Below are 21,579 nucleotides of genomic sequence, written 5' to 3'. Positions count from 1 at the left end.
TTATGGATGAAGCTAAAGGCACCGCTCCGGATACGCCTGAACGCGCGGAAACGGACTACAAAAACTAGGTCTTGGGCAGCGTCACACCGTGCTGGCCCTGGTACTTGCCACCACGATCCTTGTACGAGGTTTCGCATTCCTCGTCGCTCTCGAAGAACAGCACCTGCGCGCAGCCTTCGCCGGCGTAGATCTTGGCGGGCAGCGGCGTGGTGTTGGAGAACTCCAGCGTCACGTAGCCTTCCCATTCGGGCTCGAACGGCGTGACGTTGACGATGATCCCGCAGCGCGCGTACGTGCTCTTGCCCAGACACACCGTCAGCACGGTGCGCGGGATCCGGAAGTACTCCATCGTGCGGGCCAGCGCGAACGAGTTCGGCGGGATGATGCACACATCGCCCTTGAAGTCGACAAACGACTTCTCGTCGAAGTTCTTCGGATCGACGATGGTGCTGTTGATGTTGGTGAAGATCTTGAATTCGTCGGCGCAGCGGATGTCGTAGCCGTAGCTCGACGTGCCGTAGGAAACGATGCGGCGCCCTTCGGATTCGCGCACCTGACCGGGCTCGAACGGCTCGATCATGCCGTGCTGCTCGGCCATGCGGCGGATCCACTTGTCGGATTTGATGCTCATGGAGCGTCCAGATACCTTGGATGAACAAATGGGGGCAGGCTTCGCGGTGCGAAAACTGTCCCCATTTGGTCACGCCAGCAGGCCGGCCCGCGGCTGGGGCCGGTTTGGAACGCGGATTGTACTCCCAAACCTGTGACGGAAAACCCCGTAGCGGCCGATGGCTTGCGCGGGCCTTATCCGAACAAACGCCGGCAGATCAGCGGCCGGATTCCGCCGGCTGGGGAAGCTCCCCGCGCGGCCCGACCGTGCCGGCCACCTCCGGCTCGGCCACAAAACGATCCCGCCCCGTATAAAGCAGAAAGTGCCGCCCAGTGCACCGCGCGAACAGCGTCAGATTGACCCGCTGGGCCATCTGGTGACCCATCTGCGTGACGCCTGAGCGCGACAGCAGAAACGGAATGCCCATCTGCGCGCCCTTGATGACCATCTCGGAGGTCAGGCGGCCGGTGGTATAGAAGATCTTGTCGCCGCCGCTCAGTCCTTCAAGCCACATGAGGCCGGCAATGGCATCCACGGCATTGTGGCGGCCCACGTCTTCGATGAAGTGCAGCAGTCCGCCCTGCGCATCGAACAGCGCGCAGCCATGCACCGAGCCCGCTTGCTTGTAGATCGACTGCTGCAGGCGGATGGTGTCGACCACCCGGTACAGCGTGGTCTGCGTCATGCGCGCGTCGGGTGGCAGATAGATGGCGTCGATTTCGTCCATCAGCGAGCCGAACACGGTGCCCTGCCCGCAACCGGTGGTCACGGTGCGGCGGGCGGTCTTCTCATCCAGGTCTGCAATGCCGCCGCGCGTGGTGACGGCAGCGGATTCGGTTTCCCAGTCGACCTGGATGGAGGCGATGTCGTCGATGCTGCTGACCAGGCGCTGGTTACGCAGATAACCGAGTACGAGCGCTTCGGGCGCGCCGCCCAGCGTCATCAGGGTGACCAGTTCGCGCTTGTCGAGGTAGACGGTGAGCGGGCGTTCACCGGGGATGTAGACATTGCGTGCGCGGCCCAGCTCGTCGAGCACTTCAACCTCGTCGAGCAGTGGAACGGAAGCGTTGGTCAGTTCGGGGCGCAGCGGCATCAATGTCTTCGTTCAAATAAAAATGCGCACGGCAAGCGTGCGCATGGTGCGGCTGGTACCTGCGCGGGAGCAGGTACCGCGTGCGGGCGATCAGTTCGCCACGATCACGCCGCAGGCGATGCGCCCGCCGGAATTGCCGGTGGGCTGGGTCATGTAGTCGTCCTTGCCTGCGTGGACGATCAGCGCATGGCCGACCAGGCTGGTGGGCCCAGGCGACAGCGTCACGCCGGAAAGAACGATCGAGCCGACGGCCTTGCCGTTGGCATCGGATTGCAGCATCGGGATATCGCCAGCATGGTGCGCGCCGCTACGCGGATCGCCATGCTGCTGGCCTGTCGGGTTGAAGTGGCCGCCGGCGCTATTGCCATCCGCCGACGAGCAATCGCCCTTCTCGTGCACGTGGAAACCGAACATACCGTTGGCCGGCAGGCCCGAAATATCCACAGCCATGGCAACCCGATTGTCGCCCTGCTGCGCCAGCTTCACGCTGCCCTGCACGGTGCTGCCGCTCTTGGGCGCCAGCACGGCCGAGGCCGCCATGCCCGAATCGGCCGCCTTGGCCGTCGATGCGGTATTCGATGCGCAGCCAGCCATCAGGCCGATCGCGGCGAGTGCAATCACGAGTTGCTTCATGTGTCACCTCCAGTCAGGGTTCACTCGGGGAGCGGACGATTGTACTGCCGGATGATGAACACGCAACATTGGCAACAACGGTTCACCCTTTGGCCGCCGGTGCAGATGCTGGAGGCACCGGCGCAACAAACGGCCCCGGATCAACGCACGGCGCGCCCGGTTGCGTATGCGCAGCCTTGCCGCCAGCCTGGTAGGACGCCGCCACCTTGTCCTGGGCCTTGCACGTCTGGAACGCGGCCACCTTGTCGCCCCAGGCTGCCTTGGCCTTCGCCGCATCCGCCTGTGCCTTCTGTTCTTCCGTCGGTGCCGGCAGCTTGGCGCCGGCCAGTCCGCTTGTCAGGCTCAGCATGGCGGCAGCAAGTGCCATACCTGCGGCGCGGCTCAGAGCGGATGCATGCATGGTGAGATTCCTTGAATCGGTTGAGGTCGATGGCGTCATGACTTGGCGGGCTGCTCGCTCGGCGCTGGCGGCACAGGCGGTTGCGACCGCTGCGCGGGGATCTTGCCGGCTTTGACGTCGTCGTACCAGAGCTCGTGGTGCTCCTTCGCCCAGGCCTCATCGACATAGCCATCACGCATGGCGCGATAAGCGCCTTCCATGCCGATCGTGCCCATGTAGATGTGGCCCAGCGACATGCAGATCATGCCAACCGCCGCAATCGCGTGAATGACCTCGGCGAGTTGCATCGTGCTGCGGTAGTAATCCACGCCCGGGACAATGCGATCGAGCATCCAGCCCGAGGCCGACAGGACCAGCCCGAACACGACGAGGCCGCCCCAGAACCAGAGTTTCTCGCCCGCATTGAAGCGGTGCGACGGCACTTCGGCGCCATGCTCTCCGGCAAACATGCCGCCCAGGCTCAGCAGCCATTTCAAATCACCGCTGCGCGGCAGGTTGTCCCGCACCCACATCACGAAGGCCACGATGATGCTGACTGTAAAGAGCGGCCCCACCAGGTTGTGGAGATTTTTCAGCACGTACGTCAGCCAGCCGAACAACTGGTGACCGAGGATCGGCAGCAGAAAATGCTTGCCCCACAGCATGACGATGCCTGACACGCCCAGCGTGACGAACGAGATGGCCATCGTCCAGTGCACATAGCGTTCGGTGGGTGTGAAGCGCTCGATCTTGCGGCCGGTGGGCGCCTCCTTCAGTGGAATCGTGCCGCGCCAGAGGAAAAAACCCAGGATAAGCAGCGGCACCAGCACCACGAGCCAACCGCCCCACACGGTGATCACGCCATTGCGGAACAACCGCCATTTTTGCCCTGTGCGCTGGATCAGCACGCCGGCTTCGAGCCCGGGAATGCTGGCGTAATGCGCCTGATCAGAGTTCACCTCACGCCAGACAGGCGCGTTGTTGCCGGGTTGCGTGGTGCGGCGGCCGGTCTGGTCGTGCGCCTCTTTGGCGAGATCGCGCTTCTGCAGATCAAACACGTTCTCCGAGACGATGTTGGAGAACGGCTGCGCCGGTTGTACGGCCGGATTGACGGGCGCGTTGTTGGCTGCCGGCGCACTCGCCGGCTGCTGCGCGCTCGCCAATGCTGCTGCGCCGCCGAGCAACACGGCCATCACGAGATGTTTCCAGGAAGTGCCCATGGACGAACCTCCGCTCGTACGTGTCATGGCGTCACGGCGTCTTGTTGTACTCGTTCTGGTACTGGCCGCGCGCGCGGATCTGGTTTTCCCAGCTCGTGCGGTCACCGGGTGTCCAGTTCTTGGCCATGAACGGATCGCCTTCTGCACCCTTGTAGGCTGGCGCGTCGTCCTTGCGGTGCGAGGCAAATGCGGTTTGCGAGCGTTCACCGCAGGCACCGAGCAACAGCGCAGCGCCAAGGGCGATCAGCAGACTGGTCGATCGGGCTCGGGCGGTCATGATTGCGCTCCCGGCGTTGAAGCAGGCGCGGCGGGCGCGGCAGGGGTAGCCGGCGTTGCTTGGCTGCCCTTACCTTGCGCACCGCCGTAAGCCGTGCCCCACCCGAACAACTCCGCGCCCTTCCCGCGTTTCATGACGCGATTGCGCAGGATGTCGGAAATCACATCGCCATCTCCGCCCAGCAGCGCCTTCGTCGAGCACATTTCCGCGCAAAGCGGCAGCTTGCCTTCGGCAAGGCGGTTGCGCCCGTACTTCTCGAATTCTTCCTCGCTGCCGTTCTTCTCGGGGCCGCCTGCGCAGAACGTGCACTTGTCCATCTTGCCGCGCACGCCAAACGTCCCTTGACTCGGGAACTGCGGCGCGCCGAACGGGCACGCATAGGAGCAGTAGCCACAGCCGATGCAGACGTCCTTGTCGTGCAGCACCACGCCATCTTCGGTGCGGTAGAAGCAGTCGACCGGGCAGACCGCCATGCACGGCGCATCGGAGCAATGCATGCACGCCACGGAGATGGACTTCTCCGCGCCGATCATGCCGTCGTTGATCGTGACCACGCGGCGCCGATTCACGCCCCAGGGCACTTCGTGTTCGTTTTTGCAGGCCGTGGCGCAGGCGTTGCATTCGATGCAGCGCTCGCTGTCACAGATGAATTTCATGCGTGCCATGTTGATCTCCCCGTCCTTATGCGAACCGCTCGATCTGGCAGACCGTCGTTTTCGTTTCCTGCATCATCGTTACCGAGTCGTAGCCGTAGGTCGTGGCCGTGTTGACAGCCTCGCCACGCACGATCGGGTGGGCGCCCTCCGGGTAATAATCGAGCAGGTCCTTGCCCTGCCACCAGCCCGAGAAGTGGAACGGGATGAAGGCGTGGTCGACGCCCACGCGCTCCGTCACCAGCGCGCGCACCTTGATCTGGGCGCCGGTCGGCGTCTTGACCCAGACAAAGTCGTTGTGACGGATACCGCGGTCGGCTGCAGCCTTTGGGTTGATCTCGACAAAGTTCTCCTGCTGCAGCTCGGCGAGCCACGGGTTGGAGCGCGTCTCTTCGCCGCCGCCTTCGTACTCCACCAGGCGGCCGGAGGTGAGGATGATCGGGAATTTCTCGTAGACCTTGTTTTCGATATTGCGCTGCTGCACCGTCTTGTACAGCGTCGGCAGGCGCCAGAAGGCCTTCTTGTCGTCGTGCGTGGGGTACTTGGCGACCATGTCGGGCCGCGTGGAATACAGCGGCTCCCGGTGCTGCGGAATGCCGTCGGGGAAGTTCCACACGATGGCGCGCGCCTTGGCGTTGCCGAACGGGTGGCAGCCGTGCTTCATCGTCACGCGCTGGATGCCGCCGGACAAATCGGTCTTCCAGTTCTTGCCTTCAGCGGCCTTCTTCTCTGCGTCGGTCAGGTCGTCCCACCAGCCGAGTTTCTTGAGGAACACGTGATCGAACTCGGGGTAGCCTGTCGTCAACTCCGAACCCAGCGAGAACGAGCCATCTTCGGCCAGCAGGTTGACGCCGTCGCGTTCCACGCCAAAGTTGGCGCGGAAGTTGCCGCCGCCTTCCATCACATGCTTGCTGGTGTCGTACAGGTTGGGCGAGCCGGGATGCTTGAGTTCCGGCGTGCCGTAGCACGGCCAAGGCAGGCCGAAGTAATCGCCGGTGAGGTCGTAGCCGGTTTCGGCATCCTTTCCGCCCTTGCAGCGCAGCGTGCGCACATCAAACAGATGCATGTTGCGCATGTGGGCCTTCAGGCGTTCCGGCGATTGCCCGGTGTAGCCGATCGTCCAGTTGCCGCGATTGATTTCACGCAGGATCGATTCGATCTCCGGCTCGCGCCACGTCATGCCGGCGCGCTTGTATTCAGTGATCTTGTAGTTCTTCGACAGCTCCTTGCCGAAGCCGAGGCGATCGGCAAACGCCTGCATGATCACGTGGTCGGGCTGCGATTCGAACAGCGGCTCGATCACCTTCTCGCGCCATTGCAGCGAGCGATTCGATGCCGTGCATGAGCCCGACGTTTCGAACTGCGTTGCGGCCGGCAGCAGGTAGACGGCACGGTTTGGATTGGGCGGCGTGCCGTCGGCGGCGGGCATGTTGGCCATGGCCGCCGTGGCCGACGGGTATGGGTCGATCACCACGAGCAGGTCGATCTTGTCGAGCGCTCGCTTGATGTCCATCCCGCGCGTTTGCGAATTCGGTGCGTGGCCCCAGTAAAAGACCGCGCGAACGTTGTTGTCCTGATCGATCAGGTCATTCTTCTCGAGCACCGCATCGGCCCACCGCGAAACCGTGGTGCCCGATTTTTCCATCATCGCCTGCGAGGCGAAGCGGCCTTTGATCCAGTCGTAATCGAGCCCCCACACGGAGGCGAAATGCTTCCACGCGCCCGCAGCGAGGCCGTAATAGCCTGGCAGAGAATCGGGATTAGGCCCGACGTCGGTCGCGCCCTGCACGTTGTCGTGGCCGCGGAAGATGTTTGCGCCGCCGCCCGACTTGCCGATGTTGCCCAGCGCCAGCTGCACGATGCACGATGCGCGCACGATGGCGTTGCCGATGGTGTGCTGCGTCTGGCCCATGCACCACACCAGCGTGCTGGGGCGGTTCATCGCCATCATCTCGGCGACCTTGTGGACCTGCGCTTCCGGCACCCCGCACACCTCTTCGACCTTGTCCGGCGTCCACTTGGCGAGCACTTCCTCGCGCACCTTGTCCATGCCGTAGACGCGGTCGTGGATGTACTGCTTGTCTTCCCAGCCGTTCTTGAAGATGTGATACAGCACGCCGAAGAGGAACGCGATATCGGTGCCCGAACGAATCCGCACGTATTCATCGGACTTGGCCGCTGTGCGTGTGTAACGCGGGTCGACGACGATGACCTTGCAGCCCGTTTCCTTGGCATGCAGCAGATGCAGCATCGATACCGGATGCGCCTCGGCCGCGTTCGAACCGATGTACAACGCGCACTTGGCGTTCTGCATGTCGTTGTACGAGTTCGTCATCGCACCGTAGCCCCACGTGTTGGCCACGCCGGCGACGGTGGTGCTGTGGCAGATGCGTGCCTGGTGGTCGCAGTTGTTGGTGCCGAAGAACGACACCCACTTGCGCAGCAGATACGACTGCTCGTTGCTGTGCTTGGATGAACCCACGAAGAAAAACGAATCCGGCCCGGTTTCCTGGCGGATCGTGTTCATCTTGGCAACGATCTCGTTGAGCGCCTGCTCCCAGCTGATGCGCTGGTAGCGGCCGTCGACAAGCTTCATTGGCGTCTTCAGGCGGTATTCGCCGTGACCGTGCTCGCGGAGGGCGGCGCCTTTGGCGCAGTGCGCGCCCAGGTTGATCGGCGAGTCGAATACCGGTTCCTGCCGCACCCACACGCCGTTCTGCACGACGGCATCCACCGAGCAGCCGACCGAGCAGTGCGAGCACACCGTGCGGCGCACAACGATGTCGCCCTTGCCTTCGGCGGCGTGTGCCTCACCCACCACCGATTTCTTCACCAGCGAAAGCTGCGTCGCGGCCAGCCCAGCGCCAACGCCGATGCCGGAGCGCTTGAGGAAGGTGCGGCGGTCCATGGTCGGCAGTGCGCCGGCCAGGCTGCGGGCCAGACTGCCGGCAAGCGATGCGGCGCCCTGGCCGTTTGAACGCCGCGCCGGTGCGGCTTTGGTGTCCTGTACCGCCGGTTTGCGGGTCAGAAGCATGAGGTCACCTGAGGATGTGGGGTGCGTGCAATGACGATGGAGTAACAGCGGCGCGCGTGCAGCCGCGTCAAATCCACGTCGTCTTGTAGTACTTGCGGATGTGTTCGCTCAGACGGTAACCGGTGGCGCCGTCATCAGCGGCGTCAGCCGGTGGCGAGGCGGAGGCGGCGGGCGCTTGCACCAGATGGCTGGCCGCAGCGGCCGTGCCTGCGGCGGCAGCGGCCAACGCGGTGCCCATCAGGAAGCGGCGGCGCGTGGGGCCGGATTCAGCGGAATCCGCCTCGGGGCGGGCGTGAGGGACGGTGTTCGGACCTGGCATTTCGATGCTCCCCGGCTCATTCAAACCGATGACCGAATGTAATAGGAATTTTTGAACACATTTTAGGAGTAACGGCATGAGAAAACCATGCCCAAAACCCCTCACCCCGGGATTTTCCTGACGATTTACCGATGATTTTTTTCAATGAGTACGGTTTGAACCGGTCCGCCGTGACGCGGACGGGGCGCGACTCTTGGCCGACCTCTCAATTTTTAGGCAGTCGGCCGCATTGCGGTCACGCCAATTCCAGCGCGAGCCGCTCGACGTCGAAAAACGCCTTTGCCAACCCCGCCACGTCGGCATAAAACGCGGCGCGCGGATGCTGCAATACAGCATCACAAGCCGTATCGACCCACGGGGCCAGGTGGCGCTGGAAAAAAGCGCGCTGCTCTTCGATGCGCGCAACGGCAACATCGTCCCCGGCGATGAGGTAACGCATGACCTCGCACAGCGTAGCGAGGTGATCTTCCGTCTCCGTGACGCCCTCGGCGCGCTCCAGGCCATAGCGGCGCAAATCATCGCGCAGCACCACGAGCGGCTTTTCGTTCATGAAACCGGCCTGGTAGTACGAGCCGTACAGGAACACCTCCGGCTTGCCGATGCCGATGAAGAGCTCGGTGTATTCGTCGTCGGCCTGCACGGCGGTCGTCTTGCCGGCGCGGGCGACAAGCTTTCGCCACGCCTGGGTGAGTGCGCTGCTGGCGGCAGCTTCCGCATCGGCCGGGGCGATATCGTCATCGCCGACCGGGTCCAGCGGTGCGGCGGCAATGCGCTGCAGCAAATCGGCGTCTGCCGCTTGGAAGAACAGCGTGGCCAGCAGGCCGTACAGGTCCGCACGGGCGAGATCCTCGGCGCTGTCGGCAGGGGTGGCGGCGGGCTGGAATTGCAGGGGCTGGGCGTCGGTCATGGAATCAGAGATCGGCTTGAATGCGCGGCTTCAATGCGCGGTTTTCAGTGCGGGGCGCCGGGGCGTTCGCCGTGCTGCATCATGTCGATCACGCGGCAGTCGCTGCACATCTTGAGGCGCTCGGCGGCGGCGCCCGAAAACGCCGGGTGCGCGCCCAGCTTGGCCAGCATCGTCGTGACCATCTGCGCGGTGCCGAACGGCTTGTTGCAGCGGATGCAGTGGAACGGCTGGGCCTCGTTGAGCGTGACCGATTGGCGGGCTTCGGCCGACAGGTTCAGACGCGGAACGAGGGCGATGGCGCTTTCCGGGCACGTGGTTTCGCACAGGCCGCACTGGACGCAGTTGCGCTCGATCATGGCCAGCACGGGGCGCTCGGCCTGATCGCGCAGCGCCTGCGACGGGCACGCGCCCATACAGGCCATGCACAGCGTGCAGCTTTCGCGATTCACGGTGATGGCGCCAAACGGTGCCCCTGCCGGCAGCGGGATGACGGCCTCGGTGGCCTTGGCGTGGCGCGCAAGATGGTCGAGCGCGAAATCCAGCGTCTCGCGCTTGGCGGCGGCCACCGCAAACGTGGCGGCCGGCATGTCACGGCGAAAGCCGCGCAGCGGGCCCGAAACGTCAGCGCGGCCCAAGCGCGCGTCGAGCGCAGTCGCATCCGCCACGTCGATCAGCACCACGCCCACCTCATCCGCCGGCTCGCCAAGCCCTTGCATCAGGGCCTGCGCCACGGCAACCTGCTCGGCGAGCATCGCGCGGTACTGCGGTGCGTCGTCTTCCGTCAGCAGGATAGCGATGCGCGCGGCGCCGTAAGTCAACGCTGCAAGCCACAGGTCCAATCCCGTCGATGCCGCGTGGAAGACCTCGACCGGCAGCACATTCACCGGCACGCCCTGCGCCTTGCCGATACGCGCGGCCCGGCCAAGTTGCTCGATCAGCGTGCGGCCGCGCCCACCGTTATGCAGCAGAACCACAGCATCACGCCCACCCGCCGATGCATACGTGCTCAGCAGGGTCTTGAGCTTGCGCCCCTGGTAAGGCGCGCTGGGATAGGCATAGGTGATCGCGCCGGTCGGGCAGGCGGTCGTACACGCGCCGCAGCCCACGCACAGATTGGGCGTGACGTGCACGCTGCCGCGGCCGTCCTTCCACTGCGACGCAATGGCCGACGCAGAACACACCTGCACGCAAGCGTCGCAGCCCACCTGGCCGTTACGCCCGTGCGCGCAGATGGATTCCTTGTATTGGAAGAATTTGGGCTTCTCGAACTCACCCACCATTTGCAGCAGTGCCAGCGATGCCGTCAATTGACGGCCTGCGTCTGCGCCGGCGTGGAAATAGCCCTGCGGCGGCTGATGCTGCGCAAACGCTGGCGCATCGTTCAAATCGAAGATCAGGTCGAACTGGCCCGAGAGCGCCTGCGGTGCATCCACGCGGCTGAAATCGATGGCCATCGCATCGCCGCATGCTTTTACACACGCGCGATGGTCTCGGCATGCGTCCAGATCGATCTGGTAAAGCGCGTCGATGGCGCCTTCGGGGCAGACATCAATGCAGGCGTTGCAGCGGGTGCAGCGGTCCAGGTCGATCGGATTGCGGTTGCGCCACTGCACTTCGAACGTGCCAAGCCAGCCCTTCACCTCCTGCAGCTCGCCTGCTTGGACGGGCCAGCGGCGCTCCATCGGCAGGACAAGCAGACCCTTTGCGCGATCACGCCCGGTGACGAGCACCGTCACGCTCAGTTGGTCGGCCAGGCGTTCGGCCCACGGCATCGCCCGCTCGGCAGGGCCGACGATCAACACGTTGCCGTCGGAGCGGTAGTCGACCACGGGCACCGGGTCCGGCGCCGGCAACCCTGCCACGGCCAGCAGCGCCGCAGTCTTGGCACGGAAACCGCGCGCATCGCGCTTGGCTCCCGCTGACCACCCGCCCGTTTCGCGCACGTTGACGAAATGGATTGGCGCCGTCACGCCCTCGTGCTGTGCGGCCACTTCTGCAAACAGTGCCTTTTCCTGCGTGCACGCGACGATGACGTCTTCCGTGCCCTCCAGCGCCTGCGTGAACGCGCCGATCTCGCGGCGGCACAGCAGGTGGTGCGTCTTGCCTGGCGCGTCGATGACGGCGTCGGACGCGCGCAGGGCGTCGCCCACCGCATCGGCATCGATCGGCATGGTGTGATTGCAACTGCAGAGCAGCGTCGGCATGGATTTGTGCGTGAGCGCCCACGTGCATGGCGCAGGCTGTGGAGACATGGCCGCTCGGTCTTTGCCGCGCGGTCTTCTTTTTTATTCTACGGACGGCGGCTTAGCACCGCCATGCGGGGTTGCCTGGGCGGGGCCGTCCGGGAGGGGCGATTCGGCATCGGCAGGTTCCCGCGGCATCTCGCCGGTCACAGCGGGCGAGGCGGACGAAGGGTCCGATACCGGTTCGACTCCTGTCGGCGCAGCCGCCTCCTCTTCCAGCGGCTCGAACAACCGCAATCCCGCCGTATGGCGCAGCTCGCGCAACATCTCAGGCGGGATCGGGTCGGGCTGCGAATAGTCGTCGATGTAGGTATCGAGCCCGTCCATCACATTGAAATGCGGATCGGCGAAGAGCTTCTTGAGCGCGGCACGCTTGACGGTTTCGTCCACCCCGTGCGCGACGAAGGGCGCGAAATCATCGGATGGCGTCAGCTTGGCGGCGTCTTCCAGCGTGAGCGGTGGCGGCGCCTCGGGCGGGGGCTCGGGCGGCGACACTTCGGGCACGACGGCGGGTGCCGGCTCCGCGGGCGGGGCCGCTTCCGGTTCGGGTTCGCCGCGCCGCTCGGCGGCCTTGCGGCGTGACCAGCGCGAGAGGAAAGTTTCGTCGCTCACGTCAGCTTCGCTCAGAACTTTGCGCGGTCTTCCGGCGGCAGGAACGACTCCGGCCGGCGCCGCTTCTTCGGCTCAGGCCGGTAGTTTTCGGCCACGTACGCCTGCAGCCACTCCAGCGCCGCGGCGTCCAACGGCACGTTTTCGACCGTCTCGCCACCGTCGAGCCAGCGGCCAGCCTCGTTGTAGCTCAGCGAAACCGTATGCGGAATCGCGCGGCCTTCGTCAGCGGTGCCCGATTCGCCCAGGCGCCACAGCACAAACCAGCAGGGCGCGGCGGAGGTCACGTTCAAGTAATAACCCTCAGCCTCGTCGCGAAATAGCGTGACGGAGAAGCCGGGCGTGAGCCAGCGCTCGTCGCCCTTCTCATCGTCGGCGTGATCCAGGCAGCGCGGTGCGGTGCCGTATTCGCCCAAGTCAGGCACAACAGCCTCCAGCCGCCACTGGAACGGCTGCCAGCGGTTGGCAGTCGGGCGGCGGCACAGCACCACCGCCACCCGCACGGACGGGCGCTCCGTCTGACGATCGTTGGGCAACGGCTCGCTGGCATCCATGGTTTTTCGCTCAGGTGTTCTGCACGACGATCGACGGGAACTTGCTCGTCATGTCCTTCGCCTTCTCGGCCACGGCAATGGCGACGCGGCGCGCGATCTGCTTGTAGACGCCAGCAATTGCGCCGTCGGGATCGGCCACCACGGTCGGACGGCCCGAATCGGCCTGCTCACGGATGGACAGATTGAGCGGCAGGCTGCCCAGGAACGGCACGTTGTACTGTTCGCACATTTTCTCGCCGCCGCCGGCGCCGAAAATGTGTTCAGTATGGCCGCAGTTCGGGCAGCAGTAGACCGCCATATTCTCGACCACGCCGATGATGGGAATGCCCACCTTCTCGAACATCTTCAGGCCCTTCTTGGCGTCAAGCAGCGCGATGTCCTGCGGCGTGGTGACGATCACCGCGCCCGTCACAGGCACCTTCTGCGACAGTGTGAGCTGGATATCGCCCGTGCCCGGCGGCATGTCGACGATGAGGTAATCCAGGTCGCGCCAGTTGGTCTGCTTGAGCAGTTGCTCCAGCGCCGAGGTCACCATCGGACCGCGCCAGACCATCGGGTTGTCCTGCTCGATCAGGAAGCCGATCGAGTTGGCCTGCAGGCCATGGCCTTCCATCGGTTCCATCGTCTTGCCGTCGGCCGAGTCAGGCTGGCCCTGGATGCCCAGCATCATCGGCTGGCTCGGACCGTAAATATCGGCGTCCAGAATACCGACGTTGGCGCCTTCCGCCGACAGCGCCAGCGCGAGGTTCACGGCAGTAGTCGACTTGCCCACCCCGCCCTTGCCCGAAGCCACGGCGATGATGTTTTTCACATTCGGCATCAGGTGCACACCACGCTGCACCGCGTGCGCGACGATCTTCATCGACACCTGCACGCTCACATTTTCGACACCTTGCACCTGGCGCAGCGCCCCGATCACCAGCTTGCGGATCGGTTCGAACTGGCTCTTGGCGGGGTAGCCGAGTTCCACGTCGAGCGACACCTCGCCGCCATCGACCCGGATGTTGCGCGCCGATTTGGACGACACGAGGTCGCGCCCGGTATTGGGATCCACCACGCCGCGCAGCGCTTCGGTGATCTGTTCGATGGTTACGCTCAACATTTGCTCCACAAATCTAATGCGAATGGGGGACGGGCCAACGGTGACGCGGCATGAACTTTGCGGCGCCCTGGCCACTCTACGTACTGTTTTGCTATTGTATTTTGCCGGCGCGTCGTTCGTCCGATTCCTCCCCCAATATCCCTCTGATGCGCCGGATATCGGCAAACCCACAAGAACCGATCCCGTTACTCGTAGGAGAAACCATGAAAGCCAAGCTTATTTCCGTCTCGCTGATCGCCCTGCTGGCCGCAGGCTGTGCGACCGAGCAGCAGAACCAGACCGCCATGGGCACCGGCGTTGGCGCGGCCGTGGGCGCTGGCATCGGCGCGCTGGTCGGCAACGGCAAGGGCGCCGCCATTGGCGGTGCGCTGGGCGCGGCAACCGGCGCAGCCGTCGGCTACAACTGGGGCGCTATCAAATCCAAGCTGGCTGGCGATACGGCCGGTACCGGCACGCAAATTTCAGAGCAACCCGACGGTTCGCTCAAGCTGAACATTCCGAGCCAGGTTTCGTTCGACACCGACAGCGCGGTAATCAAGCCGTCGTTCCGCGGCCCGTTGGATAGCGTGGCACAAACGCTCACGCAACATCCGGAATTGGCCGCCAATGTGGTCGGCCATACGGACAGCACCGGCAACCCGAACTACAACATGACGCTGTCGCAAAAGCGTGCGCAGAGCGTGGCGAGCTACCTGACGGACCGCGGCGTGGCCCGTAACCGTCTCTCGGCTGAAGGCCGCGGCCAGAACCAGCCCGTTGCCGACAACGCCACGGAGGCCGGCCGCGCCCAAAATCGCCGCGTCGAAATTTATTTGAAACCAATTCAGGGCTAACCCTGTCATAGAAAACAGGTGCCGCTTGCCACACGTTGCTGGCTCGCGATGCGTGGCTGACCTCCCGGGCGGTACCTGATTTCTCCTCCTTTTCCGTTGTGGAAAGCTGCGCCGGCTCTGACCGGCGCTTTTTTTTTGGGGTCACACCGTGCGCGGCATCGTGACGCATGGGCCAACCCCACGATCACACCCGCGATTCCGCAGATTCCTCTCTGACGGGCTCGAAGCCGTCGGGCGCGCTAAAATATGCGTTTCTCCGCGCGCCGCGCCCTGTTCGCGGCCTGCCCGCACTTTTCTGGCTCGCTCATGTCCGAACGTCGCATCCTCGTCACTTCCGCCCTGCCCTATGCCAACGGGCCGATTCACATCGGCCACCTGGTCGAGTACATCCAGACCGATATCTGGGTGCGCTTCCAACGCATGCGGGGGCATGAGACCTACTACGTGGGTGCCGACGACACGCACGGCACGCCCGTCATGCTGCGCGCCGAGAAGGAAGGCCTGACACCGCGCCAACTGATCGAACGCGTCTGGACGGAACACAAACGCGACTTCGACAACTTCCTCGTCTCGTTCGACAACTACTACAGCACCGACTCCGACGAAAACAAGGAGCTGTGCCAGAGCGTCTACCTCAAGCTCAAGGAAGCCGGCCTGATCGACGTGCGCGAGGTCGAGCAGTTCTATGACCCGGTCAAAGAGATGTTCCTTCCGGACCGCTTCATCAAGGGCGAATGCCCGAAGTGCGGCGCGAAAGACCAGTACGGCGATTCATGCGAAGTGTGCGGTGCGACGTACCAGCCGACTGACCTGAAGAATCCGTATTCCGTGGTGTCGGGCGCGACGCCGGTGCGCAAGTCGTCGGAGCACTACTTTTTCAAGCTGTCTGACCCGCGCTGCGAAAACTTTCTGCGTGAATGGGTAGCCGACCTGGCCCAGCCCGAAGCGACCAACAAGATGCGCGAATGGCTCGGCGACGAAGGCGAGGCCAAGCTGTCGGACTGGGACATCTCGCGTGATGCGCCGTACTTCGGCTTCGAGATTCCGGGCGCGCCGGGCAAATACTTCTATGTGTGGCTGGATGCGCCGGTCGGCTACTACGCCAGCTTCAAGAACCTGTGCGCCAAGCGCGGTCTCGATTTCAACGCGTGGATCAACGAACACTCGACCACCGAGCAGTACCACTTCATCGGCAAGGACATCCTGTATTTCCACACGCTGTTCTGGCCGGCGATGCTGAAGTTCTCCGGCCACCGCACACCGACCAACGTGTTCGCCCACGGCTTCCTGACCGTGGACGGCGCCAAGATGAGCAAGTCCCGCGGCACGTTCATCACCGCTCAGAGCTACATCGACACCGGCCTGAATCCGGAATGGCTGCGCTACTACTTCGCCGCCAAGCTGAACGCGACGATGGAAGACCTGGATTTGAACCTGGACGATTTCATCGCCCGTGTGAACAGCGATCTGGTGGGCAAGTTCGTCAACATCGCCAGCCGCTCGGCGGGCTTCCTGGTCAAGCGCTTTGAAGGCCGCGTGAGCGACGCCGCCCTGGGCCACCCGCTGATGGTGCAGCTGCGCGAAGCCGCCCCGCAAATCGCCGATCTGTATGAAAAGCGCGAGTACAGCAAGGCGCTGCGTGCCGTGATGGAGCTGGCCGACGCCGTCAATGCGTTCGTCGACACCGAAAAGCCGTGGGACCTCGCCAAGGACGAAGCCAACCGCGAAAAGCTGCACGCTGCGTGCTCGGTCGCGCTGGAAGCGTTCCGCCTGCTGGCCGTGTACCTCAAGCCGATTCTGCCGACCACAGTTGAGCGCATCGAAGCGTTCCTCAACGTTGAGCCGCTGACGTGGCGCTCGATCGATTCGCAACTGTCGTCGGCCAAGCCGATCCAGCCGTACTCGCATCTGATGACGCGCGTTGACAAGAAGCAGGTGGATGCGCTGGTGGAGGCAAATCGTCAGTCCCTGCAGGCCACCGCCGATGCCCCGGCTGCTACCGCCAACGGCGCTGCCGCCATCGAGCCGATGGCCGAGACCATCACCATCGACGACTTCGCCAAGATCGACCTGCGTGTGGCCAAGATCGTCGCCTGCCAGCGCGTGGAAGGGTCGAACAAGTTGCTGCAGCTCACGCTGGATGTGGGCGAAGGACAGACGCGGAATGTGTTTTCTGGCATCCAGTCGGCATATGCGCCGGAAGATCTCGTGGGCAAGCTGACCGTGATGGTTGCCAACCTCGCCCCGCGCAAGATGAAGTTTGGGATGTCGGAGGGGATGGTGTTGGCGGCTTCGGCGGCTGATGAGAAGGCTCAGCCTGGGCTTTATATTCTTGAGCCGCATTCGGGGGCGGTGCCAGGGATGCGGGTGCGTTGATTTGGTTTGAGGGGGGATGGGCCTTGGTGGTCCACTTCCCTTTCGTTCCCTGCCGGGACCGACTTACTTTTCTTTGTCTTGCCAAAGAAAGTGAGTCAGCCCCGGCAGGGGATGAAACATGGGATGCACCACAAGAACATCCTCAGGGCGAAGGGCGAAGGGCGAAAGCCCAAACCGCAATCAGCTACGCCCCATTCAACCGATCATCACTCCGCGAAGTCGTCGTAACCCGCCCATCCGTCCCAAAGTGCACATTGAAGAAAGCCCGCTCTGTCGCGCTTTCCATCCACCGATACCCCCAAACCTCTTCCTGCTTCAGCTTAAACACCTCCACCTTCCCGGGCTTGCCCAGCATCCGGCGAACGTCATCCTTACTCTGCCCAATCCGCACGCGCCCAAAATTCTCGGCGGTCAACACCTGCTCGATCTTCTGCACGTGCCCGTCAGGCCCGATCGTCACCATCCACGTTGAAGTCCCTTCTGGCCCGCGCGGATACTCAAGCTGCCGCGTGCCGCCTTCGTTTTCCCAGATCATCTCGGGCTGACCGGCGGTGGCCCTGACATCGTCTTCGGTGGATTGCCCTGCCACGATGCCTTTGAACAGCAGGTTGTCCGGCTTGGCCGATTGCCACGCCCGCTTGGCGGCATCGCCCGCACGATTCACAGCCTGGTCAACCTTCTGCTGATCACAGCCGAACAACCCCAGCAATGAAGCCAGAATGCCCATGGTGACTCCCACTTGTGCGAGTTGACGAAGATGCGGCATGGAACCCCTCGTGTGAAACGTGTACCCGTCGCCATTCTGGCAGCCGGGCCAATCGATTACCAACGCTTGTTGAACAGGACCGACGCACCGTTGATCGTGCCGCCGCGTGCCACCACAGACCACCGCCGCGAGAACTGCCACGTCAGTTTGACGATGGAGTCGGCCGTCGACAGGCTCTGCTCATAGCCGACGGTGATGCGCTCCGAAATCGCCTTGCCGAGGCTCACAACCTGCGGGTCGGTGAGACCAGCGGTGGACGGCCCGATCGAGAACTCGTCGAGCCCGAAGCGCCGCGCCACGTTCTTGCCTGCCACGTTGCCCAGCAGCCCCAGGGCCGCGCCGGACATCGCCTGCTGCTGGCCCAGGCCGGCATTCGATGCGCTGTAGCCGAACATCAGCCAGGAGAGTTTGTCTTCATCAGGCACGTTGGGCTCGGAGACGAGCTTGACGCGTGGCTGGCGCACCGTGCCGGTCACCTGCACGCCCGCTTCGACTTCCTGGTTGCGCCGCATGGCGGTGATGTTGAACGACGGATTGTTGATCGGCCCGACGAAGTTCAGCACGCCCCGTTCGATGGCCAGCTTGCGGCCGAACGCTTCGTACGTGCTGCCCTCGCGCACGTAGATCGTGCCGGTGCCGCGCAGGGGCACAAGCGGCTCGCTGTGCACGTGCATCTGACCACCAAGTGACAGGTCTGCGCCGGCACCCTTGAAGCGGAAGTTGTCGCCAAAATCGACATCGACATCCACCACCGGGCTGAAGCGGCCAGCCGGCTTTTCTTCGCGCTTGACGCCGCGTTCGGCCTGGTTGCGGGCGGCGTCGGCACGACGGACGATGACCACGTCGTCGCCAAGCGAGGGCGCGCCGTCCTTTGGCAAATCGAACAGGCCCCGGTCGACCTTGAACTTGCCGGTAACGGCCACGCGGTCGTTGTCGTTGGTAATGCGCGCCTGGCCCGACAGCACCAGCGTGCGATCCGGATCGGCAAAGAGTTGCAGCTTGTCGGCAACGATGGAGCCTGCCAGGTTCGGGTTCGCCTCGCCAAGCTGCACGCGTCCCTGCGCCCGCACGGTGCCGTCTCCGCCATGGAACACCACCTCTTGCAGGTCGACCACGTTCTGGTCGAGCGCCACACGCACGACGCCCTTCGTCAGGCGGATGCCCTGGTCGTACAGCGCCACCTCGACGTCCTGGCCGGTCATGAAGCCGCTCACCTTGGGCGCGCCCACGGTGCCCGCAAACGTCAGGCTGGCCGCAAGCTGCCCGTCCGTTGCGACGTCGGGCCCAAGCAGATCTCCAATGCTCTTGAGATGCGGCAGGCTGATCGTCAAACCGCCGGAGAGCGGCGACGAGGGCGCCATAAGCGCCAAAGTGCCCGGGCCAGGATCACGCGCGAGCCCGACGCCCGCATCAAGGTAAAGGTTGCCGACGCGCGTCGATTGCACAGTGCCGCGCAGCCCGAGGCGCATGCCTTCGCCGCGCGCTTCGACGGTCGCTTCAGTCAGGCCCAGCGGGGTGAAACCACGGCCGGCGTTGATCGACAGGTCGCCGCTGCGCCGGGCGATGCGAGCCGTGCCGGTGGCCGTGCTGCCGAGGTCCAGATCCCACTGGCCGTCGACGACGAGATCCGTGCGCACCGGCGGTGCCTGGCCCGTCCAGGTGCGCACAAGCTCCAGCACCCGCGCAATCTGCAACCCGTCGACGCGGCCGGCGCTGCGCACGTGACCCTGGGTCGATTCGACACGCTCGATGTGGATGGGGGTCTGGTCCAGTGTCAGATCTGCACGGCCCATCATCAGGCGGCCCGGTGCCACCGAAAGCTTCACCGGAGCCTTGAGCTGCAGGTTGGGCTCGCCCTGCGCCGACAGAGTGGAGATCGTGCCATCCCAACCATCGCCGTCCTTGCCGGGTGTCAGCGCACCGTCGCCTGCCAGCGCGAACTTGAACGGCTGGTTGCGTACGTTGCCGTCGGCGTCGGCGCGGAAGCGGTGGGCGCGTCGCGTGCCGTCCAGCGTGGCATGCACTTCCCGCAATGACAGGCTCGGGCCCGTCACTCGCTGCGCGGTCAGCTCGAACAGCAATGGCCCGTCGATCCCGTCGCGGATCTGCGCACGGCCGTTGGCGGTGTCGATCTTGTTTCCTTGATAGGCAAGCTGATTGGCGCGGAACGTGGCATCCACCTGCGGGCGCTTGATCGTGCCGGAGACATCGCCGGACAAGGTCAGCGCCCCACTCACCCCAAGCTGCAGGCGGGCGAGTTGCGGCGCATCGACGTCGACATGCATGCGGTCGCCCGCCCCGCCAAAGCTACCCCGCAGGCTGGCTTTGTTGCCGGCCACGTCGAGCTTGGCGTCGCTGGGCAGCAGGCGTTCACCGCGTACGTGGACGTTGCCGTCGCCGGTCATCGGCAAGCCGGCGTAATCGCTATCGCGCACGGCAAACTTGACGGCGGCGTCGATGGGCTCACCGAGCGTGCCGCGCGCATCGAACTCGGCATTGATGCGGCCCTTGGCCACCTTGGCCAGCCGCGACGGATCGAACTCCGCCAGGTTGCCCTTGAAGGCGAACGACTGCGCATCGTCGTGCTTGAGCGTGCCCGCCAGCGTCAGCCGCGAGCGCCCCAGCGACACCTGGGCGCTCTCCACCGCGACCTGCGCCGCATCCAGCACGGCTTTCGCTTGCGCACGCATGTCGCCGCCCGCCAGATCGAGCGCCACATGCTGCGTGCCGCCCGCAAAATTCACGGTGATGGGGCCAGCGAGTTTCGTCTTCTCCAGCGATGCGTGCAGCGCGTGCAGATCGAGCTGGCGCACATCCACGCGCAGTGCGCCATGCCCCTTCTGCACATCGGCGCCGCCCGTGAGCACCGCGCCGCCCAGCAGCCGCACATCGAGACCGGTGAGTTGCTGATCGTTTTCGTTCAGCCGCACCTGAGCACGCAGCGATTGCAGCGGCAGCTTCTGCTTGTCGAGCGTGCCGGGCTGCGCGTTGTCGATCTGGATGGGGCCCGCCACCGTCAGCGTCTTGGCCTTCTCGTCGGGACGCAGGTCCGCATGGATCGACAACGATGCTTCCGGCGCGCCCGGCGCAAACGCACGCGGATTCACGTGCTCCGCCGACACAACTGCGCGCGACAGAGGCAACGCGCCGAACGGCGTGGCGTCAATCAGCGCCTGCGCAGTCAGCTTGGCCCCGGTGCCGGTCGCCTCGATATGCAGCGCTTCCAACGAGCCCGACAGTTGCGCCGACACCGACGCATCCTGCTTCTGCCCGCTCACCTCGAACTGCGTGGCCAGCGTGGCAGCCCCGGTAAGCGGATACGGGCGCGTACCGGTCATACGCAGCGTGGCGGCCAGTTTACCGGCGGGCGTCTCCATGCCGTCGAGCAGCACGTTGTGATGCGTTCCGTCGGTATGCAGGCTGCCGGCAATCGACTTCAGTTCGGTGGTCGACGTGCCCTGCCGGATGGCAAGGCGATCGACGGCGAGGCGGTCCACATCCAGCGCAAGCGGCAGCACCAGCGAATTGGGCGGACCACTCGGCGGTGTGGGCGGCGTCGGATGCAGGATCACCTCGACATTGCCGGCACGGAGGTACGCGAAATGCGCATGCCACGGGCCACGCGTGATGGCCCAGCGGCCTTCCACATGGTCGATGCGCACTTCCGTGCTGCCCGCGCGCACGTGCAGATCGCGCAGCGACACGCCCTCGCGCACCGTGCCGCCCTCCAGCTTGCCCGACACATAAGCGTTGCCAAAGCGCGTGGCGAGTGACCACAACTGCGCCGTGCCCGATTGCGAATGGATGGCCCAGACCAGCCAGCCGGCCAGCGCCAGCACGATTACAAGGACGAGGGCGACAAAGGCGCCGAACCAGCGCAGCGTGCGACGGCCCCAGCCGCGCTTGGCACGTTCGGAGCGTGGTGCTTCGGGTTGCTTGGGTTGAGGCGTTTGCGGATCGGTCATCGTCAT

At 64.4% G+C, this 21,579-nt stretch carries 18 protein-coding genes; 2 read left to right on the top strand and 16 right to left on the bottom strand.

Going from position 1 to position 21,579, the window contains the following annotated elements; genetic code table 11:
- Nucleotides 1-64: 64 nt before the first annotated feature.
- From dcd to apbC, 14 genes are all read right to left on the bottom strand, one after another.
- Nucleotides 65-631: a dCTP deaminase gene (gene dcd / locus BM136_RS15910; protein ID WP_012762552.1), complete on the bottom strand. Its 567-nt coding sequence runs from the start codon at nucleotides 629-631 to the stop codon at nucleotides 65-67.
- Nucleotides 632-827: 196 nt separating this feature from the next.
- The gene (locus BM136_RS15905) at nucleotides 828-1,703 is read right to left on the bottom strand and encodes a formate dehydrogenase accessory sulfurtransferase FdhD (protein ID WP_092972939.1); all 876 of its coding nucleotides are present in this window, start codon (nucleotides 1,701-1,703) and stop codon (nucleotides 828-830) included.
- 90 nt (nucleotides 1,704-1,793) lie between these two features.
- A complete protein-coding gene (locus BM136_RS15900; RefSeq protein WP_092972937.1) occupies nucleotides 1,794-2,336 on the bottom strand; it encodes a superoxide dismutase family protein in 543 nt (180 codons plus the stop codon).
- 82 nt (nucleotides 2,337-2,418) lie between these two features.
- The gene (locus BM136_RS15895; RefSeq protein ID WP_092972935.1) at nucleotides 2,419-2,736 is read right to left on the bottom strand and encodes a hypothetical protein; all 318 of its coding nucleotides are present in this window, start codon (nucleotides 2,734-2,736) and stop codon (nucleotides 2,419-2,421) included.
- A gap of 35 nt (nucleotides 2,737-2,771) precedes the next feature.
- Complete coding sequence (locus tag BM136_RS15890; protein ID WP_092972933.1) at nucleotides 2,772-3,935, bottom strand: formate dehydrogenase subunit gamma; 1,164 nt, start codon at nucleotides 3,933-3,935, stop codon at nucleotides 2,772-2,774.
- Nucleotides 3,936-3,966: 31 nt separating this feature from the next.
- Nucleotides 3,967-4,212 (bottom strand): hypothetical protein, encoded by a 246-nt coding sequence (locus BM136_RS15885; RefSeq protein ID WP_092972931.1) that lies wholly within the window; start codon nucleotides 4,210-4,212, stop codon nucleotides 3,967-3,969.
- The gene (gene fdh3B / locus BM136_RS15880; protein WP_092972929.1) at nucleotides 4,209-4,877 is read right to left on the bottom strand and encodes a formate dehydrogenase FDH3 subunit beta; all 669 of its coding nucleotides are present in this window, start codon (nucleotides 4,875-4,877) and stop codon (nucleotides 4,209-4,211) included. Before fdh3B ends, BM136_RS15885 begins: the two co-directional genes overlap by 4 nt.
- Before the next feature lie 16 nt (nucleotides 4,878-4,893).
- Nucleotides 4,894-7,899, bottom strand: a complete 3,006-nt coding sequence (locus tag BM136_RS15875) for a molybdopterin-dependent oxidoreductase (protein WP_092972927.1) — start codon at nucleotides 7,897-7,899, stop codon at nucleotides 4,894-4,896.
- A gap of 67 nt (nucleotides 7,900-7,966) precedes the next feature.
- Nucleotides 7,967-8,218, bottom strand: a complete 252-nt coding sequence (locus BM136_RS15870; protein WP_092972925.1) for a ubiquinol-cytochrome c reductase iron-sulfur subunit N-terminal domain-containing protein — start codon at nucleotides 8,216-8,218, stop codon at nucleotides 7,967-7,969.
- A gap of 235 nt (nucleotides 8,219-8,453) precedes the next feature.
- Nucleotides 8,454-9,125: a TorD/DmsD family molecular chaperone gene (locus BM136_RS15865; RefSeq protein WP_092972923.1), complete on the bottom strand. Its 672-nt coding sequence runs from the start codon at nucleotides 9,123-9,125 to the stop codon at nucleotides 8,454-8,456.
- Between the two features lie 44 nt (nucleotides 9,126-9,169).
- Nucleotides 9,170-11,329: a 4Fe-4S binding protein gene (locus tag BM136_RS15860; protein WP_092972921.1), complete on the bottom strand. Its 2,160-nt coding sequence runs from the start codon at nucleotides 11,327-11,329 to the stop codon at nucleotides 9,170-9,172.
- Between the two features lie 81 nt (nucleotides 11,330-11,410).
- A complete protein-coding gene (locus BM136_RS15855) occupies nucleotides 11,411-11,980 on the bottom strand; it encodes a DUF3306 domain-containing protein (RefSeq protein WP_092972919.1) in 570 nt (189 codons plus the stop codon).
- Between the two features lie 11 nt (nucleotides 11,981-11,991).
- A complete protein-coding gene (locus tag BM136_RS15850) occupies nucleotides 11,992-12,531 on the bottom strand; it encodes a DUF3305 domain-containing protein (protein ID WP_092972917.1) in 540 nt (179 codons plus the stop codon).
- Between the two features lie 10 nt (nucleotides 12,532-12,541).
- The gene (apbC, locus tag BM136_RS15845) at nucleotides 12,542-13,630 is read right to left on the bottom strand and encodes an iron-sulfur cluster carrier protein ApbC (RefSeq protein ID WP_092973028.1); all 1,089 of its coding nucleotides are present in this window, start codon (nucleotides 13,628-13,630) and stop codon (nucleotides 12,542-12,544) included.
- Nucleotides 13,631-13,836: 206 nt separating this feature from the next.
- Between apbC and BM136_RS15840 the strand changes: the two genes are divergently transcribed.
- Nucleotides 13,837-14,466, top strand: a complete 630-nt coding sequence (locus BM136_RS15840) for a YiaD family glycine zipper/OmpA-like lipoprotein (RefSeq protein ID WP_012762565.1) — start codon at nucleotides 13,837-13,839, stop codon at nucleotides 14,464-14,466.
- Nucleotides 14,467-14,772: 306 nt separating this feature from the next.
- The gene (metG, locus tag BM136_RS15835) at nucleotides 14,773-16,842 is read left to right on the top strand and encodes a methionine--tRNA ligase (protein ID WP_092973026.1); all 2,070 of its coding nucleotides are present in this window, start codon (nucleotides 14,773-14,775) and stop codon (nucleotides 16,840-16,842) included.
- A 184-nt stretch (nucleotides 16,843-17,026) separates the two neighbouring features.
- Here the strand turns inward: metG and BM136_RS15825 are convergent, their stop codons facing one another.
- Nucleotides 17,027-17,569 carry a hypothetical protein gene (locus BM136_RS15825; protein WP_092972913.1) on the bottom strand — a complete coding sequence of 181 codons (543 nt, stop codon included), beginning with the start codon at nucleotides 17,567-17,569 and terminating at the stop codon, nucleotides 17,027-17,029.
- A gap of 95 nt (nucleotides 17,570-17,664) precedes the next feature.
- Nucleotides 17,665-21,579, bottom strand: a complete 3,915-nt coding sequence (locus BM136_RS15820) for a translocation/assembly module TamB domain-containing protein (RefSeq protein WP_092972911.1) — start codon at nucleotides 21,577-21,579, stop codon at nucleotides 17,665-17,667.

Origin of the sequence: Ralstonia sp. NFACC01 (genome assembly GCF_900115545.1) — a bacterium.
Classification (GTDB): Bacteria; Pseudomonadota; Gammaproteobacteria; order Burkholderiales; family Burkholderiaceae; genus Ralstonia; species Ralstonia mojiangensis.
The sequence above is the reverse complement of the archived record's forward strand: the minus strand, read 5'-3'. Positions and strand labels throughout refer to the sequence as shown.